The 18,559-nt window shown below is 60.3% G+C and carries 11 protein-coding genes; 4 read left to right on the plus strand and 7 right to left on the minus strand.

Features of this window, described 5'->3' with window-relative positions; translation table 11 throughout:
- Nucleotides 1-59: 59 nt before the first annotated feature.
- From J0X19_RS01845 to J0X19_RS01860, 4 genes are all read left to right on the plus strand, one after another.
- Nucleotides 60-2,303 (plus strand): alpha-L-rhamnosidase-related protein, encoded by a 2,244-nt coding sequence (locus tag J0X19_RS01845; protein WP_206980173.1) that lies wholly within the window; start codon nt 60-62, stop codon nt 2,301-2,303.
- 65 nt (nt 2,304-2,368) lie between these two features.
- On the plus strand, nt 2,369-3,127 hold the full coding sequence (locus J0X19_RS01850) for an L-rhamnose mutarotase (protein ID WP_206980174.1): 759 nt from the start codon (nt 2,369-2,371) through the stop codon (nt 3,125-3,127).
- Nucleotides 3,128-4,192 carry a Gfo/Idh/MocA family protein gene (locus J0X19_RS01855; RefSeq protein WP_206980175.1) on the plus strand — a complete coding sequence of 355 codons (1,065 nt, stop codon included), beginning with the start codon at nt 3,128-3,130 and terminating at the stop codon, nt 4,190-4,192.
- A 269-nt stretch (nt 4,193-4,461) separates the two neighbouring features.
- Nucleotides 4,462-6,051, plus strand: coding sequence for a sodium:solute symporter family transporter (locus tag J0X19_RS01860; RefSeq protein ID WP_206980176.1), 1,590 nt, complete (start codon nt 4,462-4,464; stop codon nt 6,049-6,051).
- Between the two features lie 10 nt (nt 6,052-6,061).
- Here J0X19_RS01860 and J0X19_RS01865 read toward each other — a convergent pair whose 3' ends face one another.
- The 7 genes from J0X19_RS01865 to J0X19_RS01895 all read right to left on the minus strand — a co-directional run bounded on the left by J0X19_RS01865 (nt 6,062) and on the right by J0X19_RS01895 (nt 18,342).
- Nucleotides 6,062-6,331, minus strand: coding sequence for a hypothetical protein (locus J0X19_RS01865; protein ID WP_206980177.1), 270 nt, complete (start codon nt 6,329-6,331; stop codon nt 6,062-6,064).
- Nucleotides 6,332-6,434: 103 nt separating this feature from the next.
- Nucleotides 6,435-8,759, minus strand: coding sequence for a DUF5703 domain-containing protein (locus tag J0X19_RS01870; RefSeq protein ID WP_206980178.1), 2,325 nt, complete (start codon nt 8,757-8,759; stop codon nt 6,435-6,437).
- A gap of 140 nt (nt 8,760-8,899) precedes the next feature.
- Nucleotides 8,900-10,324, minus strand: coding sequence for a sialate O-acetylesterase (locus J0X19_RS01875; protein ID WP_317194725.1), 1,425 nt, complete (start codon nt 10,322-10,324; stop codon nt 8,900-8,902).
- A gap of 241 nt (nt 10,325-10,565) precedes the next feature.
- Nucleotides 10,566-12,743, minus strand: coding sequence for an aceric acid hydrolase (locus J0X19_RS01880; protein WP_242581825.1), 2,178 nt, complete (start codon nt 12,741-12,743; stop codon nt 10,566-10,568).
- Between the two features lie 6 nt (nt 12,744-12,749).
- Nucleotides 12,750-16,259, minus strand: a complete 3,510-nt coding sequence (locus J0X19_RS01885) for a glycosyl hydrolase (protein WP_206980179.1) — start codon at nt 16,257-16,259, stop codon at nt 12,750-12,752.
- 188 nt (nt 16,260-16,447) lie between these two features.
- On the minus strand, nt 16,448-17,746 hold the full coding sequence (gene fucP, locus J0X19_RS01890; RefSeq protein ID WP_206980180.1) for an L-fucose:H+ symporter permease: 1,299 nt from the start codon (nt 17,744-17,746) through the stop codon (nt 16,448-16,450).
- 143 nt (nt 17,747-17,889) lie between these two features.
- On the minus strand, nt 17,890-18,342 hold the full coding sequence (locus J0X19_RS01895) for a MaoC/PaaZ C-terminal domain-containing protein (RefSeq protein WP_206980181.1): 453 nt from the start codon (nt 18,340-18,342) through the stop codon (nt 17,890-17,892).
- Nucleotides 18,343-18,559: the final 217 nt, after the last annotated feature.

Raw genomic sequence — 18,559 nt, forward strand, 5'->3', positions numbered from 1 at the left:
CCCCCTCTCCCGTGGAGAGGGGAAGCCAAACGACTAAAAAGAAGTAAGTCTTTGATTCTATGAAAGAAAACAATAACCATACTGTAACAAATACGCCTGGCACCCCCTCTCCTTTTCGGAGAGGGGGCCGGGGGGTGAGGCCCCTCGTCTGGGCGTTCCTGCTCCTTCTAACCATCCCCGCCGAGGCCCAGCAAGCCGCCAAGGCCACTTGGATTTGGTATCCCGGCGACTACGAAATCTGGCTGAGCAACCAGATGCAGAACCGCCGCACCGAGCGGGGCACGTTTTTCCCGCCGTTCTGGCGGCTGGATAGCCATTATCCACTTATCGATTTTCACCAGGATTTCGAGCTGAAAGCGCCCGAGGAAGTGGAGCTGCGCGCCGAGGGCCAGTACAACGTGAAACTCGATGGCAAGCTGCTGTCGGGCTCACCTACGCGTCTGACGGTGCCGGCGGGCAAGCACCGGCTCAACATCAAGGTCTACAACCAAGCCAACGTGCCGACGGTGTTCGTGCGCGGCAAAACCATCGGCACGGATGGCAGCTGGCTGGTGACCTATGAGGACAAGGAGTGGATTGACGCGTCGGGCAAGGTGTCGGACCAGTCGGGGACGACGTGGCTGACGGCTGGTAGCTGGAACTTCAATGAGGCGCAGGCGTTGCCTTCCGCCTTCAAGCTCAGGACCGAACCGCAACGTGCGGCTAGCGTCACGCGCACCGCGGGCGGCGGCCTGCTGGTGGATTTCGGGCGCGAAACCTTTGGCTACGTGCGCCTGCATGGGCTGCAAGGCAAGGGCCAAACCACGCTGTACTTCGGCGAATCCAAGGAGGAGGCACTGAGCACCGAGGGCTGCGAAACGCTGGAGCGCCTGGACGTGAATCAGCCGCAGAAAGGCGAGAAGCTGACTTCGCTGTCGAAGGCGTTTCGGTTCGTGAACATCCAACCGGAGGCGGGCGTGACCTTGGATTCGGTGTCGATGCTGTACGAGTACGCGCCGGTGGTGGAGCGGGGCCGGTTTCGGTGCTCCGATGACCAGCTGAACAAGATTTGGGACGTGGCGGCCTACACCATGCACCTGAACACGCGGGAGTTCTTCATCGACGGCATCAAGCGGGACCGGTGGGTATGGTCGGGCGACGCCTACCAGAGCTACCTGATGAACTACTACCTGTATTTCGATACGCCCACGGTGAACCGCACCACCTTCGCGCTGCGCGGCAAAGACCCCGTGACCAGCCACGTCAACACCATCATGGACTACACCTTCTACTGGTTTATCGGCATCTACGACGCCTACCAGTACACCGGCGACAAAACCGTGGTGACCCAGCTCTACCCGCGCATGCAAAGCCTGATGGACTACTGCCTCGCGCGCCGCAACAAAGACGGCCTGATGGAAGGCCTGGCCGGCGACTGGGTATTTATCGACTGGGCCGACGGCCTGAGCAAAAAGGGAGAAGTAAGCTTCGAGCAGTTGCTGCTGTGCCGCAGTTTGGAAAGCATGGCCCTGTGCGCCAATCTGGTAAACGACCAGGCCGGCGCCCAGAAGTACCAGCAGCTCGCCACCGACCTCAAGGCGAAAATCTTCGCTACCTACTGGAACCAGAATAAAGGCGCGCTGGTGCACAGCTGCGTGAACGGCCAGCCCACCGACAACGTGACGCGCTACGCCAACATGTTCGCCATCTTCTTCGACTACCTCAACAACGAGCAGGAGCAGCAGGTGAAGAAGTCGGTGCTGCTGAACCCGCAGGTGGCCAAAATCACCACGCCCTACATGCGCTTTTATGAGCTGGAAGCCCTGTGCGCGCTGGGCGAGCAGCCCTACGTGCTCAAGGAAATGAAGAGCTATTGGGGCGGTATGCTGAATGAAGGCGCCACGTCTTTCTGGGAGGAATACGACCCCGCTAAGAAGGGCACCGAGCACCTGAGCATGTACGGCCGGCCCTTCGGCAAGAGCCTGTGCCACGCCTGGGGCGCCAGCCCGATTTATTTGCTGGGCAAATACTACCTCGGCGTGAAGCCCCTGTCGGCTGGCTATGCCACCTACGAAGTGGTGCCCAACCTCGGCGGCCTGCAATGGATGGAAGGCGCCGTACCCACGCCCCAGGGCGATATTTCGGTGCGCGCCACGCCCAAGCAGCTGAAAGTGAAGGGCGCTGTTGGTACCGGTACGCTGCGTTTTGCCAGCAAGACCAAGCCGAGCTGCAAAGGCGCAAAAATCCAGGCGAAAGGCAACGGGCAGTACGAATTGCAGCTGGAAAAAGGCCGTGAGTACGTCGTGACTTATCAGGCAGTGTGATGGGGGCGGTATTTATTTATTCGGACGGTGTAGAGACGCATACTTGCGTCTCGTCATCCGCATCGTTGAACGATTTTGCCCAGGCGGCGCGGACGACGAGACGCAAGTATGCGTCTCTACACCGGGCGTTGCTGGTGTTGCTGCTTGTCTTAGCGGGCACTACGGTCAAAGCCCAAACTGGTAGCACTTCGGTAGTGGAGTTGACGGGCCAGAAGCTGTTGCCGAACAAGCTGCAAGCCATCTGCCAGCAAAAAGCCTATGCCGGGGTGGGTGCATACCGCTGGCAAAATCACTTGGTAGCCTACGGCCCGACGACGCAAATCCGGCAGTTGGTGCCCGTGCTGAAAAAAGCCTACACCAGCGCCAATATAAAGGTCTACGACGCGCCGTTCTACAAATTCGACCGTAGCCGCTGCCCCAACAAAGCCACGGCCAAGCAGTGGGACAACATCCTGCTGACCTGCAACCTGGTGGAGGACAAAGCCAAACAGCAGGAGTACATGCAGTACCACGCCACCCAGTTCGAGCAGTGGCCGGAAGTCGCCACCGGCTTCTGCAATGCCAGATTCCAGCAGCTACTTGTGTTCCGCCAGGGCCGGCAACTGATGCTGGTTATCAGCATCCCAAAAGGCCAGAGCCTCGACGAGTTGAACCCCCGCACGACCCTGAACAACCCGCGGGTCAACGACTGGAACGCGCTGATGAAGCAATATCAAACCGGCCTGCCCGGCACCAAACCCGGCGAGGCCTGGGTATTCTTGCAGCCCGTTGCGCCGGCCGTGCAGCTCCGGACCAAAACGACCATTCCACAAACCAAAAAATAGATGTTGAACCTAGGAATATTGGGCCTGGGCGAAGGCCGTAGCACCATGTCGGCCGCGCTGAGCAGCCCCAACTGGACGCTCAAAACGATTTGCGACCGAAACGAGGAATTGTGCCGCCAGCGGGTCGACGAGTTTCAGTTTATGGGGCAGGTCACGGCGCAGTACCAAGACATGCTCGACGACCCGGAAATCGACGCCGTGGCCATCTATACGCCCGACCACCTGCACGCCGAGCACGTGGCGCAGGCGTTGCGCGCCGGTAAGCACGTGGTTTGTACCAAGCCGTTTATCGACGACCTGTCCAAGGCCAACGAGCTGTTGGCGCTGGCCGAGCAATCGGGCAAAAAGGTATTTATCGGCCAAAGCTCCCGGTTTTTCGAGCCGATGAAGCGCCAGCGTGCCGACTACGAGGCGGGCCTGATTGGCGAGCTAATCAGCATCGAGAGCTACTACCACGCCGACCACCGCTGGTTTCTGGCCAAAGGTTGGTCCCTGGAAAACAGCTTCAAATGGCTCTACGGCGGCCTCAGTCACCCCGTGGATTTTATCCGCTGGTACTTGCCCAACATCGAGGAAGTAATGGGCTACGGCATGCTCAGCTCCAACGGGCGGGAGGGCGGCCTCAAAAACCCCGACACCATGCACTTCATCTTCAAGGCCACCGACGGCCGCGTGGCCCGCGTGAGCGGCTGCTACACCGGCCCCGTGCAGCCCGTGCAGCGCGACTCGGAAATGAGCTGCATCCTGCGCGGCACCGAGGGCGCCAGCCAAGGCGACTACATGGACCTGCGCTACGCCATTACCGACAAAACAGGGGAGGAGCGCCTCATCACCTGGGAGCATAAGTTGAAGCACTACTTCCGCTTCGAGGGCAAAAGCCACCACGCCGGCGAATACCAAAACTACCTCGACTACTTCGCCGATTCCATCAACCAGAACTTCACCGCCTACCCCGACATCCGCGAAGGCATCGGCACCGTGGCGCTGCTCCAAGCCATGGACCGCGCCCTCACCACTGGCCAGCCCGTGAAAGTGCAGGATATTCTAGCTGAGAATGGGCTGTAGGGCCTCACCCCCCGGCCCCCTCTCCTAAGGGCGGGGGGGAGCCAGACGAAGTAGCGCAGCCGCTTTGGCTTGCGCCTCCGCAACTGCTACCGAGCGGCTATGAAAGCCACTTTCAACAGCCTGCATACTTCCAAAAACCACCACAATTTCTCACAACATGGTAGCAGTCATGCAGGCGCAAGCCAAAGCGGCTGCGCGGCATCGTCTGGCTCCCCCTCTCCCCTAGGAGAGGGGGCCGGGGGGTGAGGCACACGTCAGAACGTACTTATATGGGCAATAATCTACTTGGCCGGCTTACCATCTGGGACTACGCCATTGTGGCGGCGTACCTCGTTATTTTGTTCGCCATTGGCTACCGGGCTAGCTTCTCGAAGAAAGAGAAAACCGAGGAATCGTTGTTTCTGGCGAATAAATCGTTGGGGTGGGCCAGTATTGGGTTCAATATGTGGGGCACGAATGTGGGGCCGTCGATGCTGCTGGCGTTTGCCAGTATTGGGTACAGTACGGGCATTGTGGCGGTGAATTTCGAGTGGTATGCTTTTGTGTTTTTGTTTCTGCTGGCGGTGGTGTTTGCGCCGCGCTATTTGGCTGCCAACGTCAGTACCATGCCCGGCTTTATGGGCCGGCAGTTCGGCGACTCCACGCAAAACATCTTAGCGTGGTACGCCCTCATCAAGATTCTGATTTCGTGGCTGTCGTTGGGCCTGTTCTCAGGCGGGGTGCTGGTGCGCCAGATTCTGGGAATTCCCATGTGGCAGTCGGTGATTGTGCTGGTCTTGTTTGCGGGCTTCTTCACGTTTGCCGGCGGCCTGAAAGCCATTGCCAAGGTGAACGTGTTTCAGATGCTGTTGCTTATCGGCGTTTCGCTCACGCTCACCGTTATTGGGGTGCTGAAAGTGGGTGGCCTGAGCACACTCTGGCACAGCGTACCGAGCCACTACTGGAACCTCGTGCAGCCCGCCTCCGACCCGAAATACCCGTGGTACGCCATTCTGCTGGGCTACCCGGTGTCGGCGGTGGCGTTTTTCTGCACCGACCAAGCCATGGTGCAGTCGGTGCTGGGGGCCAAGAGCCTGGAGCAGGGGCAGTTGGGCGTGAACTTCATCGGCTGGCTGAAAATCCTGTCGTTGCCGCTGTTCATCCTCACCGGCGTTGTCTGCTTCGTGCTGTTCCCCCACCTCGCCAGCCCCGACCAGGCCTACATGACCATGGTCACCACCCTGTTTCCGGCCGGTATGAAAGGCTTGGTTATCGTGGTGCTGATTGCGGTGCTGGTGGGTACCATCAGCTCGTCATTGAACGCGCTAAGCACCGTGTTTGCCATGGACGTGTACGCCCGCAACATCAACCCCCAGGCCACTGAGAAAGACGTGGTGCGCGTCGGCCGCCTGACGGTGCTGGTGGGCTGTGCCTTCGCCGTGCTCGTGGCCCTGGCTATCGACTCGGTGAAAGGCCTCAATCTGTTCGATGTATTTCAGGCGGTGCTTGGGTTTATTGCGCCGCCGCTGGCCGTGGTGTTTTTGCTCACGGTGTTCTGGCGGCGCACCACTCAGCGGGCCGTGAACGGGATTTTATCAGTGGGCTCGGCGTTTAGCCTGGGGGTGGGCGTGATGTATTTGTGGGTGCTGCCACCCAGTGAGTACAGCTTCTGGCCGCATTATCTGGTGCTGTCGTTCCTTGTCTTCGCCGCACTATTCGTGGCCGCCGTGCTGGTTTCCCTCACCGACCCCGCCGGCCAGGCCGCCCGCCAAGCCGTGGACTACGGCGTGCTGGCCAAGCCCACCCCGCGAGTGCGCCTGCTGTGGGCCGCGCTGGCCGTGGTGATGGTTGGGCTGTACATCGTGTTCAACGGGCATTAGGAAACGACTGTTATTTATCAATCAAGTCTATAATCAGCACTAAACCGAATATAAATAGAGACATAATTCCTAGAAATATTGCCTGATGAATTTCAAGTCCAATCGTATAGATAATAACCGTAGCTATCAGTAACAGCCCAATGATGAGTACTTTATGGGGAGTTCTACGGGACTTATCTCTAACAGCATTAATGCTTCTTACAAGTAGAATTATTGGAGTAAATAGAGCTAAAAAGCCCGTAGCGTCTTGAATGAATTCGTTAGATAGGTCAATGTTCATAATCAAGTTTTCAAGGTAGCTATTCAAACTAGCAAAAGCTCTTACAGTCACACATAGATGCATCCTTATTGTCTACGTGTGGTTGTAAGAGCTTGAAAATTATCTATTCCTCGACCACTACATCCTTGCGCCGCGACTCCGGCGTTACTTTCAGCACCTGCACTTTTCCATCTTTCACCACAGCTTCCACAGTGGTTTGGTAAGGGGCGTGGAGCTTGAAATGCACGTCCCAGTCGCGGGGCCAGGCGGGGAGCAGGAAGATGCGGCGACCATCAGTTTGCAGGAGCATTTCCTGCAAGCCAATCATGCCGGAGCCGCCCCAGTTGTGGTCGGGCGTCCAGTCGTAGCCGGGGCCCCAGAACGCGGGGAAGCGGCGGCCGGAATCTTGCAGCTTCTTCACCGTCAGCTCGGCGGCTTCTTCGGTGAGGCCGAGGCGGGCGGCGAAGATGTTGTGCTGCTTCCAGCCCACGTGGCTGCGGAATTTCTGCACATCGGGGTCGTAGCGGTAGGTGTTGACGGCCGTGGCCAGGTCGGGCTTCCCGATGCCGTAGATGCCCCACGGAAACACCGGGTACAGCTGCGGACTCTCCGTGTTGTTGACCCGTTCCCACAGTTTGGCCGGGGCCAGCAGCTGGTGGCCTTCCACGGTCCGCAGGCTGATTTCCGGAATCCGGCCCAGCATGGCAGTCCATTGCTGGCGCTGCTCGGGCGTACCGTATGTGCTAGGTAGGGCCAGCAGACGGGTTAGCATGGTGCGCAGGCCGGCAATGGTGGCGGTGGAATTGTAGGCCATCTTGTAGGTCTCGGCCCCCGAGCCGGGGTAGAGCACCAGGTGGCCTTCCCCGTCGAGGGCTTTGGCGCCGCGCTGGCGGGCGAGGTACTGGTAGTGCTGGTCGAAGAAGGTGAGGCAGCTTTCGATGAAGGGCAAATACGGCGTGGCATCCTGGCCGGCGTACTGCTCGGCGTCGAGCATCATCAAACAGAATTCCAGCACGGTGTCCCATTCGTATTCCAGCCAGGCGTTGTGTTCCATGCCTTTATCGAAATCGGCAGGGCGTTTCCAGTTGTACTCGGCGGGGTTGGGTAGGCCGAAGTTTTCGAGCTGCTCGGTGAAGCAGGCGCCGGGGTGGTTCCAGTAGGTGTGGGTGCGCAGCTCAGCGTTGCGTAGGAGGCGGAGGTAGAAATCGAACTGTGGTTTCAGCAGGGCCGCGTCGCCGCTTTTGAGCAGGGGCCAGTACACGAGGCGCTGGTTTTGGGCGGTGTGGGTGCCGCCGCCCCAGTTACGGAAGTCGGGCGTGAACTTGAGGGTGGAGTCGGTCAGGGCGGGGTCGTAAGTGAACAGGCCGCCGTTGAACTTGGTGGGATACTGCCCAAACGCGTTGCAGCCCAGCAGGTAGCGCATCAGCTGGTAGTTGCGGCCCGCCTGCCATTCGGGCGCGTTGGTCGCCGCTTTTTCGGGCTGAATGTGGATGAAGCTGCGGCTCCAGAACTCGCGCCACCACGCCACGGTGCGCGTGCGGTTCGCTTTCTGGTTCTGCCGGGCTGCCTTCTGGGTTTGCTGTAGCTCCTGCTGCCACTGCGCCACCGCCGGGGCGACGGTGGTGTGCAGGGCCAGTGTGAGGGAGTGAAAGCGGGCCGGTTGGCGGCTTTTCAGCGCCCAGCTGCGGTAGGGCGTGCGCAGGTACTGGCCGTCGGTGGTACCGGCCGGCACCATGTTCGGTCCTTGCAGTGCCCCACCAAAAATCAGGTTTTGCAACGGGTTGAACAGCTGCGTTTTCACCGCCGCTAAGCCCTGCTGCTGCACCGTTACATCGAAGACGGTTTGCAGGCGGTTCTGGTGGAAAAACTCGACGGTTTGGCTTCGGAAGCTGATGCTGTCGTGGCGGGTTTTTACCTCGCCCTGCGGCGCCCACTTATAAGAGTTCTGGTTGTTTTCCTTGCCTTTCAGTACCCGATCCTGAAAGCGCCAGCTTTCGTAGCTGGCCGTGGCCGTCAGCTTCTCGGTGCTGCTCACTTCCACGTGCACCACCGGCCGAAACACATCCACCCAAATGTGTACCTGCGCCGAGCGGCTACCGGCCGTGCCGGTTAGGGTTACGTCGCCGGTTTGCAGGTTGAGCTGCTGCTTGAAGGGGCCGCCTTCGAACGGATTTGGGCTCAGGCGCAAGCGCACCCGGCCCAGTTTCAGCAGGCTGTTGTTCTCATCGAAAGTGCCACTGCGGGCCACGTAAAACAGCACGTCGCCGCCCTCGCTCCACACGTTCAGCCCGATGTCGCCGCCCCCGCACGGCATCGATTCGCCGCTGTGTTTGCTCGGGCTGGTCCAGATGATATTATTGGTGGCTAGCTCGGGGTTTTCAGCCGTGGGCTTTTGGGCAGTAGTGAGGAAGGGGAGGAGTGCCAGGATTGTGCAGACAAGGGGCCTCACGGGACCCCTCCGGGGCCGGCCCCCTCTCCCGTGGAGAGGGGGAGCTACGGCGGCGCGGTTTTGAATCGTCTGGCACCCACTCTCCACGGGAGAGGGGGCCGGCCCCGGAGGGGTCCCGTGAGGCGCACGGTAGAACATCCTCATTGCGCCCAATCGTCGGTGCGGAACGACGAAACCGGCAGGCCCTCGGTGCTGAACAACGTGGCGCGGGTGAAGTCGTGGAAGGCGTAGCGTACGGCTACGGGTGCCTTCACTGCGTCGGATGAGACGGTGATGCTGCTGCCGTTGATGGTGGCTTTGGCGGGGTAGAACTTCTGGTCGTCGCCGGCTACTTCAAAGCCGGTTAGCTCCTGCCCGAAGCTAGTCATGCCATTCGGCGAATTCTTGAAGCGGACGGCTACCGAATTGTCCTTCACCGTCATCGACTCGTAGGTTGGACTTAGGGCACCGAAGCCTTTTCGCCCATAGGTTTGAGATAGGGCCAGCAAGGCCAGGCGGGTGCCGCCGGGCTCTTTGCGCATCGGGTGGATGCTGGTTTCCTCGCCAATATCCAGCAGAACGGCCATGGCGGTGTTGGGCACCTGGTCCTGCAACTTGCGCTGCGTATCCCGGATGAAAGCCGAGTTGTACTTGCCGCCCTTGTTGGTGGAAGTGCGGGTGTAGTCGAAGGGCGCAATCTGGGCGTAGTAAAACGGGAAGTCACCCATGCCCCACTTGGTGCGCCACTGCTTCACCATAGCCGTAAACAGCTTGGCGTACTCGTCGGGCCGGTCGTAGTTGGATTCGCCCTGGTACCAGATGGCGCCTTTAATGCCGTAGCCTTCAATGGGGTGCAACATGCCGTTGTAGAGCGTAGTAGGCGTGCGGCTGACCTGCTTGATGGTGTCGCCTTTAGCTGGAATCTTCACGCCCGCAAACTGCCGCAGGTTCTCGGCGTCCATCCAGGCTTCAATGTAGGAGCCGCTGTAGCTGCAATGAATCAAACCCACTGGCACCTGCAACTGCTCCTGCAGCAGCCGCCCGAAGTAGTAGCCGGTAGCGCTGAAATTGGATACAGCCTCCGGCTCAGCCAGCCGCCAGGGCGAGGGTTTGCTGTTTTCCTGCGGCTCCGTCACCGAGGAGCGGGGCACGGTATAGAGGCGAAGCTGGTCGTTTTTCGAGTGCAGAATGGCCTCGTTGGAACCCAGAATGGGCTGGCCCTTGAAGCCCTTCATAGGCATCTCCATGTTCGACTGCCCGCCGCACAACCAGACTTCCCCTACCAGCACGTTCTTCAGCTTCACCGGCGTACCGTCACTAACGGTCAGCTCGTAAGGCCCGCCAGCCGTTGGGGTCTTCACCTTCAGCCGCCACGTACCAGCCGCGTCCACCTTCGCAGTGTATTTCTGCTTGCCCCAACTGGGTGCCACTGTCACGGTGCTGCCCGCCTTGGCCCAGCCCCACACGGCGCATTCGGCCTGCTGCTGAAACACCATGTTGTCGGTGAAAAGGGAAGGCAGCTTGACTTCGGCCCAGAGCAGGAGCGGAGCGAGAAAAAGAAGTATCGTGCAGACGAGAGGCCTCACGGGACCCCTCCGGGGCCGGCCCCCTACACTCGCTTGATGCGCGACATGAAAAGGAGAGGGGGTAACACGGCGGCACACCTCACCCCCCGGCCCCCTCTCCTCAGGGAGAGGGGGAGCCTGATAATTTGGATAAGTAGTGTTGAGATATATAGAAGATGGAGTCATTTCTTTCTTAATTCAAAGATTTTGTTCGTTGTGGCTCCCCCTCTCCCTGAGGAGAGGGGGCCGGGGGGTGAGGTCCCTACCGGCTCACCGGGAGCCACACCTGCATATCGCCTAAGCCGCGGTTGCCCCAGGCGTAGTAGGGAACCAGCTTGAAGGGTACGGTGGCAGGCTTTTCTCTAGCAATGGGGTGGTAGAGCTGGCCTTTCCAAGCCGAGTTGTCCACGAACTCGCCCTGGCCTTCCAGCCAGACGATATCGGAGCCGGCTACTGTTGTGTGGCGCGGGGTGAGGGTGGCGTTGGCGGGTATGAGCAGGCCGCTCAGGGGTTTGCCAGCGGGCAGGTCGTTGGCTTCGAGGCAGTAGACCACGGGGCCACGCTTCACGGCTACCTGGTTGCGGTTTTCCTCTACCAGCGGGTTGGTTTCAACGAGTTGTGCGGGCATCGGAAGGTTCAGCTCCACCTTGTCGCCGGCTTTCCAGCGGCGGTTCACTTCGGCGTAAGTGCTGGGCTTCAACGTTACTGATTCCGGCTTGCCGTTTACGAGCAGCGTAGCACCTTCGCACCAGCCCGGTACCCGTAGGAACAACGAAAACGGTTTCTTCGGCGCCTCGCTTAGCGTCAGTTTCACGGCGCCATCCCAGGGGTAGTTGGTTTCCTCAGTGAGCTTAACGAGGGAACCGTCTTTGAGCTTGGTGTTGAGGTTGTTGCCGCCGTACAGGTTCAGCCACAAGCCTTTATCCGACACGCTGTAGAGGTAGTTGTTGACCTCCGCAATGGTGCGCACCACGTTGGGCGGGCAGCAGTTGGAGAGGCTGATGTAGTCCACCCGCTCCTTCGACCACCGCTGCGAAAACGGCAGCGCCGCCGAGTACGCCAGCGGGTTGGTGTACAGGAACCGCTGCCCATCCAGACTGATACCCGACAGCACGCTGTTGTAGAGGGCCGTTTCGAGCACGTCGGCGTACTTGGCGTCGGCGGTTACTTGCAGCATCCGCCAGTTCCAGAGCACGTTGCCGATGTTAGCGCAGGTTTCGCCGTGGGCCGTGTGGTTGGGCAACTGGTAGTCGCGCCCGTAAGCCTGGTGGATTTTCTGCACCGTGTCGGGCTTGTAGGCCGTGCCGTCCGGCGATACGCCGTCGTAAAGGGCTCCACAGGCGCCGGTGACGTATAGTTTGTGCTGGGTCACGTCGTCCCACATCCGGTCCAGGGTAGTGAGCAGGGTTTTGTCGCCGGTTTCGGCGTACACGTCGGCCGCCCCCGCGAAGAGGTAGTTGGCCCGTACCGCGTGGCCGCCGGCTTTCTGCATCTGCCGAAACGGCACCCGGTCCTGGTTGTCATCGGTGCCAATGTCGGCCGCTAGGCCCCGGATATTAATCAGGCTCTGGGCCAGTTCCAGGTAGCGCGGGTCGCGGGTGGTGCGGTACATTTCCACCACGCCCATGTAGTGCGCGGGGCAGATGGCATTGCGCGCCAGCTCCGGCGAGGCTCTTTTGTAGAAGTTGTAGAGGTAATCTGTCGACTTCTTCGCCAGGTCCAGCATAGAGGTCTTGCCGGTGGCGCGGTAGTGCACGCAGGCCGCCGTCATCAGGTGGCCCAGGTTGTAGGTCTCGAAGTTCAGCCGGTCCTTGAAAGCCGCCTTCTGCCCTGGATTGTTCAGCTCGGCAATGGTGCTGTGCGTGCTGATGTACCCATCGGCCCGCTGTACCTTGGCAATCAATGCAATGGCCTCGTCGAGCTGCTTATCGAGCTTGGGGTCGTGGGTGACGGCGTAGGAAGCGGCTAGGGCTTCCAGCAGCTTGAAAAAGTCGCCGTCGTGGAAGGGTGGGCCTTTGTGCTCGCCTTTCGCCAGGCCGGCCGCAATTTCAAAGTTCTTGTACGCGTGGTTCCGGTCGGAGTGGTACAGTTCCCACATGGTCGGAATCATGGACTTCTGGCACACATCGAACCGCTCGGCCCAGAAGCCGGTGGTCCAGGTGGCGGCGCCCATGTCCACGCTGCTGAGCTTGGCATGGGTGCTGGCGGACGTGTTGGTCAGGGCCTTTTGCTGAGCCACTGCCGGAGCGGCAGTGGCTAAAAGGAGCAGAGTCAGGAGGCGGCGGACCTCACCCCCCGGCCCCCTCTCCTCGGGGAGAGGGGGAGCCGAACGTCTGCTGACGTCTACCTGCATTAATTTACGACTGGCTCCCCCTCTCCCCGAGGAGAGAGGGGCGGGGGGTGAGGTGAATGGGGCCAGGTAGCTGAGCAGACTTTTCATACTAAGTTATTTTTCAGTGGAAACGCCGATGGTCACCGGGCCTAGCAGGCCGGCGGGCAGCAGGGGCTTGGTGGCGGCGGGGGAGGGGGAGGGTGCGGGCGTCCAGGTGGGACGTTGGTCGGCGGGGAGGGCCTGGTCGCCGGTGAGGCGGTTGGCCCAGGTGTTGGTTGCGAGGATGCGGAGCTGGTTGTCGCCTTTGCGCACGGCGTCGGTGATGTCGAGTCGGTAGGGAGCAGTCCAAGCGGTACCGACGGGCTTGCCGTTGAGCTGCACTTCGGCCAGGTTGGCCACCTGGCCTAGTTCCAACCACACGCGCTGCTGGGGCCGTTTCTTGCCCTTCCAGCGGAAGGTGTGGGTGTATTCGGCGGTGCCGGAATAGTGGCGGATGGCGTCGTTGGAATGCTGGCTCCAGTCGGTGAGCTGGTTGAACGTGACGGGCTGCGCCGGGCCGCGCTGCTTGCTGTCGAAGCTGACCTGCCACGGCCCCGCTACGGTTTGCACCGGCTTCACCGTCGTCCAGTTGGAACCGGCTGAAGCAGCGGTTTGCGCGGTTGGCTCCCGGAATACCACGAACACCGAGCCATTGCGGTCTAAATATAACGGCAGCAGAGTGCGGCCATTTTCAATCCTCCATTCTGTAGCCAGACGAGTTTCGCCTGTAACGGCATCCCACAGTTCCGGCTGGCGACCATTTATACGAAAGCTCAGATTGATAGTGCGCGCGGAGTCTAATTGGTTGGAAACGAAGTAAATATTGAAGTTGCCTCCGGTACGATGGCACCATGCAACACCATTAGCACGCTGGCCGCTGGCCGTGCTAGCTGTGAAGTCACGTTCTAAGCCCAATGCCTGAAATGAATCGGCAGTGAAAGGGCCGTGCATCACCCTAATCTTATTAGGATTGACGAAAGGTTCAAGCCTATGCCTGCTGGTAGAAACAAGTTCTACGGGTTGGTTAGTCACCATTGAATCTGTCGGCAAGCCAGCTAGCTTCAATATTTGGTATGACTCATGCTGCACAATTTTGTCAGCGTTAGGAAAGTCGCTCAAGCTAGGTGAATGATTAGGCTGGCGGTTGATTAGAATAGTAGCCCCAGCCTGTACCAACTCCCGTAGTTTCTTCGCCACTTCAGGAGACATAGCGCTATTATCAGGACTCATTTTTTGAACGCCTGGTACCACAAGCACCTGGTATCTTGCTCCGCCTGGCAATGTGATATCCCCATAGCTAACCTTTGCCAAACGCAGCAGCGCGTCTTTATTGAACGAATCGTATTGGTAGCCGTGCAATGGGTCTACCAGCATATCGGCAGTTTCCATGTTGGCCGAAGCCGAGACTTTTTCCGGCTGCTCACGCATGGGCAAACCCACATTGGCGAGGCGCTGCTGTTCGGCGGCCACTGCCTGCGGCCCGAAAATGCCCGGCAGGTCGGAAACCAGCTTGTTGGGCAGAATGGCGCGGCGCGGGGTTTCCTCGCCGGTAAATACTGCAACGTCGGTTACGGGATGGCCGAGTTGCAGCAGGGCCTGGCAGCGGCGGGCGTAGTCCACCCAGGCGCGGCCGGGCTTCCACCAGGTTTGGTCGCGCTGGAAGAACAGGCCAATGCCGCTCAGCGTCATGCCCGGCTGGCGGTCTAGCCAGGGGTTGTGCACGAACACGTGGTACACCATCCGGTTGACGCCCAGCGCGTAGTTGCGGTCCTGCAAGGCCTTCAGCATACCGGGGTGCTCGTCCCAGGCCAGTTTCAGCTCGGTAAAGGCCTCGGCCTGCACGATGCTTTTGCCGTAGATATGCGCGCCCGAAACGGCGTCGAGCATGTCGTTGGGCTTGTCGTGGGTGGGGCTGCGCAGCCAGAATTCGCCCATCGGCACGTCGGCGTGCTGGTAGTGCAGCAGGCCGTCGCTCACCATCGTAGGGGCAATGGCCTCGGCCGAAAACGTGCAGCCTTTGGCGTGCGCCTGCTCTTTCAGCGTCACGTAGAACTTGTCGTTCACCAGCTCGGCAATGGTTTGGCGCACGTCAAACAGCACCCGCTCCGACACGTCGGCGCTTTGCAGCGGCACCCCGGCCAGCACCGGCAGGTAGGGCAGCAAATCGTAGCCGCGGCGCTGACGGAACTCGGTGGCAAAGTTGGTCGACCAGTTCTGCGAGCCACACTCCCAGCTGTCTACATGGAACATCTTCAGCACCCGCGCCGCCAACTCCGGCCCGCCCTGCCGGATGGCCTCGCCAAACCAGCTGTCGAATTGCAGCTTCACGGCCGCGGGGTTGAACTTGTCGCACTCCAGGCCGCGGGCCCCGCCGCCGGTGGTATTGATTTGGCCCGTGGAGCCGTGCCCGACGCGCAGCACCGTCCAGTTGCCGGGCGGGGCCTGCCAGGTTAGGCGGCCGTTGGTGTCCATCTTGCCGGTCAGGTTAACGACCTTGTTGAGTGGCACGCACAGCGAATCGGGGAGTTGCTGGGCGGTGGTGCGCGGACTCACGCGCCACACTTCGCCGTTTTTGCCTTCGTAGTGGTTGATGCGCGCCTCGCCCGACAACCGGATTTCCGTCACTTTCAACGACTGTTTCCACTTGGCCGCGTCGAGGTCCTCGGCACCCGGTTCCGAGCCGGCGGGGTCGTACACGAAGCGGAAAAACCGCGCTGTAGTGGCCGGCAGGGCGTGCGTCACGGCGCTGCTATCCTGCCAGCCGCTGCGGGGCGGCGTCAATTGCAGGATGGGCCGGAAGGTGCGGCCGTCAGTGCTGGCTTCCACCCGCAGGCGGTTGGCCTGGTAGTTATAGCCCGTTGACCGGATGCGGATGGAGCGGCAGGTAAACGGCTGGGCGTAGGCGTACTGAATCCAGCCCGGCTCACTGGTTTTGAAGCCTTCCTTGTTGCCCGCCACGGCCAGCAGCTCCGGCTTAGTGCCGGCTATACTGCTCGTCACCTGCGGCTTGGCGCTGGTAGTTGCCCCAGTTGGGGTAGGGTAGGCGTACACCGCAATGTCGCGGTAGTAATTCTGCACGGTGGTGGCTTGCGGCAGCATCTGGCTGATGCGCCGGCCGCCTTGCACCTGGGTTTGGGTGTACACCACCTTCTGCATGGAAAGCTCCGGCGTAATCCAGGGGCCGCCGGCCAGCGCAAACCCGTCGCTGACGTGCATGGCCAGCTTCAGGTGGAGGCGGTCGGCTTCGGTCATGGCGTGCTTCACCATCTGCCACCAGCGCGGCGAGAGTTGCACGGCCGGCGGTGTAATGGCCGGCGGATTTTCCACGCCCTTAATCGGCATGAGGTAGGCGCCGCCGATGCCGGCCTCGCGCATGGCTTCCAGGTCGGCGGTAATGCCCTCGGGCGTTACGGCGGCGTTCATCCAGTACCAGAACACCCACGGCTTGGCGGCCTCGGGAGGGTTCTGAAAAGCCGCTTGCAGGTCAACCGCAGGTGCTTGCTGGGCGCACACCGGAGCCGGCAATCCGCCACAAAACGGCAGCGCGAGCAATAGGAGGGCCTTAGGAAGCAAGCGGGTTTTCATGTTGTTCTGACGGTTCGCCTCACCCCCCGGCCCCCTCTCCGAAAAGGAGAGGGGGAGCCACGGCGGCGCGGGTATAGGTGGGTATTCAGTATTCTCTCTTGATTATGCTTTGGCAGTAGTGTTCCTAGCGGCTGACTCCCCCTCTCCTTTTCGGAGAGGGGGCCGGGGGGTGAGGCCCCACGTGAGGTTTACACCAGCCGCCCTTTGATTCGGTAGCCGTACAGCCCAAACAGCAGCACCACCAGGTAGCAAACCAGCGGGACAAGGTAGCCGACTTGGATATTGTCGCCGCGCAGGTCGATGAGGGAGCCCATTAGATAGGGCATGATGGCGCCGCCCACAATCGACATCACCAGCCACGATGAGCCGGGTTTGGTGTCGTCGCCGAGGCCGGCAATGCCCAGGGCGAAGATGGTGGGGAACATGATGCTCATGAAGAAGCCCAGCCCGCCCAGCGCGTAGATGACGTAGGCCCCGTCGCCGAACACGGCCACCGCGCATAAGGCCATAGCAATGATGGCGTAAATGGAGAGCAGCTTTTGCGAGGCAATGTACTTCAGCAAGGCAGTGCCAATGAAGCGCCCCACCATGAACAATAGCCCGTACACGGCCAGGTAGTAACCGGCCGTTTTCTCATCAACACCGGCGCCCTGCTTGGCCATCCGGATAAAGAAGCTGGTTACGCATACCTGCGCCCCCACGTAGAAAAACTGCGCCACCACGGCCCAGGTCAGGTGCTTATGCTTCAGCACCGCGAAGAAGCCACCACCTTCCGAGGGCTCGGCTTCGGCGGCCTTCACTTCGGGCAGCTTGCTGAAAAAGAACAGTACCGCTACGGCCACCAACACGCTCCCCAGCACGATGTACGGCAGCTTCACGGCGGCGGCTTCGTGGTTGAGGTAGGCGATGCGCACCGCGTCGGTCATAGCCGCCAGCTGCTCCTTGCTGTATTCCTTGCCCGACAAAATCATGTTGGCCCCAATGATGGGCGCCACGAACACGGCCAGCCCGTTGAACGAAGCGGCCAGGTTCAGCCGGCTCGTGGAGGATTCGGGCGGGCCGAGCACGGCGGCGTAGGGGTTGGCGGCGGTTTCCAGCGTGGTCAGGCCGCAGCCGATGATGAACAGCGCGGTCAGGAACAAACCGTAGGAGCGGGCATCAGCGGCGGGTACGAACAGGAAGGCCCCGCCCGCAAAAGCCAGCAGGCCCAGAATGATGGTTGCCTTATAGCCCAGCCGCTTCAGCAGGATTCCGGCCGGAATGGCCATCAGGAAGTAGGCCAGGAACACGGCCGTATCCACCAACGTTGACTGCCGGTTGTTGAGCTGGCAGGCTTTCTGGAGGTGCGGAATCAGGATGGAATCCAGGCTGTGCGCCATGCCCCACAGAAAGAATACGCCCACCACCAGGATGAACGGGAACAAGTAATTCCGGTTCTGGTCGGCAGTAGCGACGGCAACGGGGGCAGCAGTGGTGGGGAGGGCCATGGGCGGGATTTGTTAGAGATAATATAGTAAAGAACGGTCATGCTGAGCTTGCCGAAGCATCTCTACTGGTTCGTTCTCACATCAGAAAGTTAGTTTGGCGGTAGAGATGCTTCGGCAAGCGGACGACAGATAAGCATGACGGTTTAGCCATTGGTGCCGCGCAGCTTCACCACCAGCAGATGGTCGCAGGCCAGCACCACTTCACCGTGCTCGTTGACAACTTCCACGTGTTCGGTCACGGTACCGTAGCCGGGCTTCTTGCCTTCCTCTTTATTGGAAATCGTGACTTCCGAGTGGATGGTGTTGCCGATGAACACGGGCTTCACGAACCGCAGCCGGTCGTAGCCCTTGGAAAACGCCTCGGGGTTGATTTCGGAAGCCGTGAGGCCGATGCCGATGCTGAAAATCATGGTGCCGTGCGCAATCCGCTGGCCGAAGGGCTGGGTTTTGCACCACTCGGCATCCAAGTGATGCGGGAAAAAGTCGCCGGTGTGCCCGGCGTGCACCACGAAGTCCGTTTCGGTGATGGTGCGGCCAAGGGTCACGCGCTTTTCGCCAAGGGTGTAGTCTTCGAAGAAGGTGGATTTAAAATACATGAGTTGTTCTGAGTGAGCCTCACCCCCCGGCCCCCTCTCCTAGGGGAGAGGGGGAGCCTGGCGTCAGCGGCGCATCTACTTCGGCTGCCGCCTTCGTCAATGCTACCGGGTGGTGGTTGAGGAGTTATTGATAGTTCAAGAAACTGGTTTGTGGTTCGGGAGGTGTCCTGCTGTCTACTGCTTCTTGGTAGCAGTTGCGGAGGCGGTAGCCGAAGCG

It is taken from the genome of Hymenobacter telluris (assembly GCF_017313265.1).
Taxonomy (GTDB): domain Bacteria; phylum Bacteroidota; class Bacteroidia; order Cytophagales; family Hymenobacteraceae; genus Hymenobacter; species Hymenobacter telluris.

What these genes read in the sequence shown, in the direction of transcription:
- J0X19_RS01865 (WP_206980177.1), bottom strand. Translation starts at nt 6,331, where the DNA reads ATGAACATTGACCTATCTAACGAATTCATTCAAGACGCTACGGGCTTT.
- J0X19_RS01885 (WP_206980179.1), bottom strand. Translation starts at nt 16,259, where the DNA reads ATGAAAACCCGCTTGCTTCCTAAGGCCCTCCTATTGCTCGCGCTGCCG.
- J0X19_RS01880 (WP_242581825.1), bottom strand. Translation starts at nt 12,743, where the DNA reads ATGAAAAGTCTGCTCAGCTACCTGGCCCCATTCACCTCACCCCCCGCC.
- fucP (WP_206980180.1), bottom strand. Translation starts at nt 17,746, where the DNA reads ATGGCCCTCCCCACCACTGCTGCCCCCGTTGCCGTCGCTACTGCCGAC.
- J0X19_RS01860 (WP_206980176.1), top strand. Translation starts at nt 4,462, where the DNA reads ATGGGCAATAATCTACTTGGCCGGCTTACCATCTGGGACTACGCCATT.
- J0X19_RS01855 (WP_206980175.1), top strand. Translation starts at nt 3,128, where the DNA reads ATGTTGAACCTAGGAATATTGGGCCTGGGCGAAGGCCGTAGCACCATG.
- J0X19_RS01845 (WP_206980173.1), top strand. Translation starts at nt 60, where the DNA reads ATGAAAGAAAACAATAACCATACTGTAACAAATACGCCTGGCACCCCC.
- J0X19_RS01895 (WP_206980181.1), bottom strand. Translation starts at nt 18,342, where the DNA reads ATGTATTTTAAATCCACCTTCTTCGAAGACTACACCCTTGGCGAAAAG.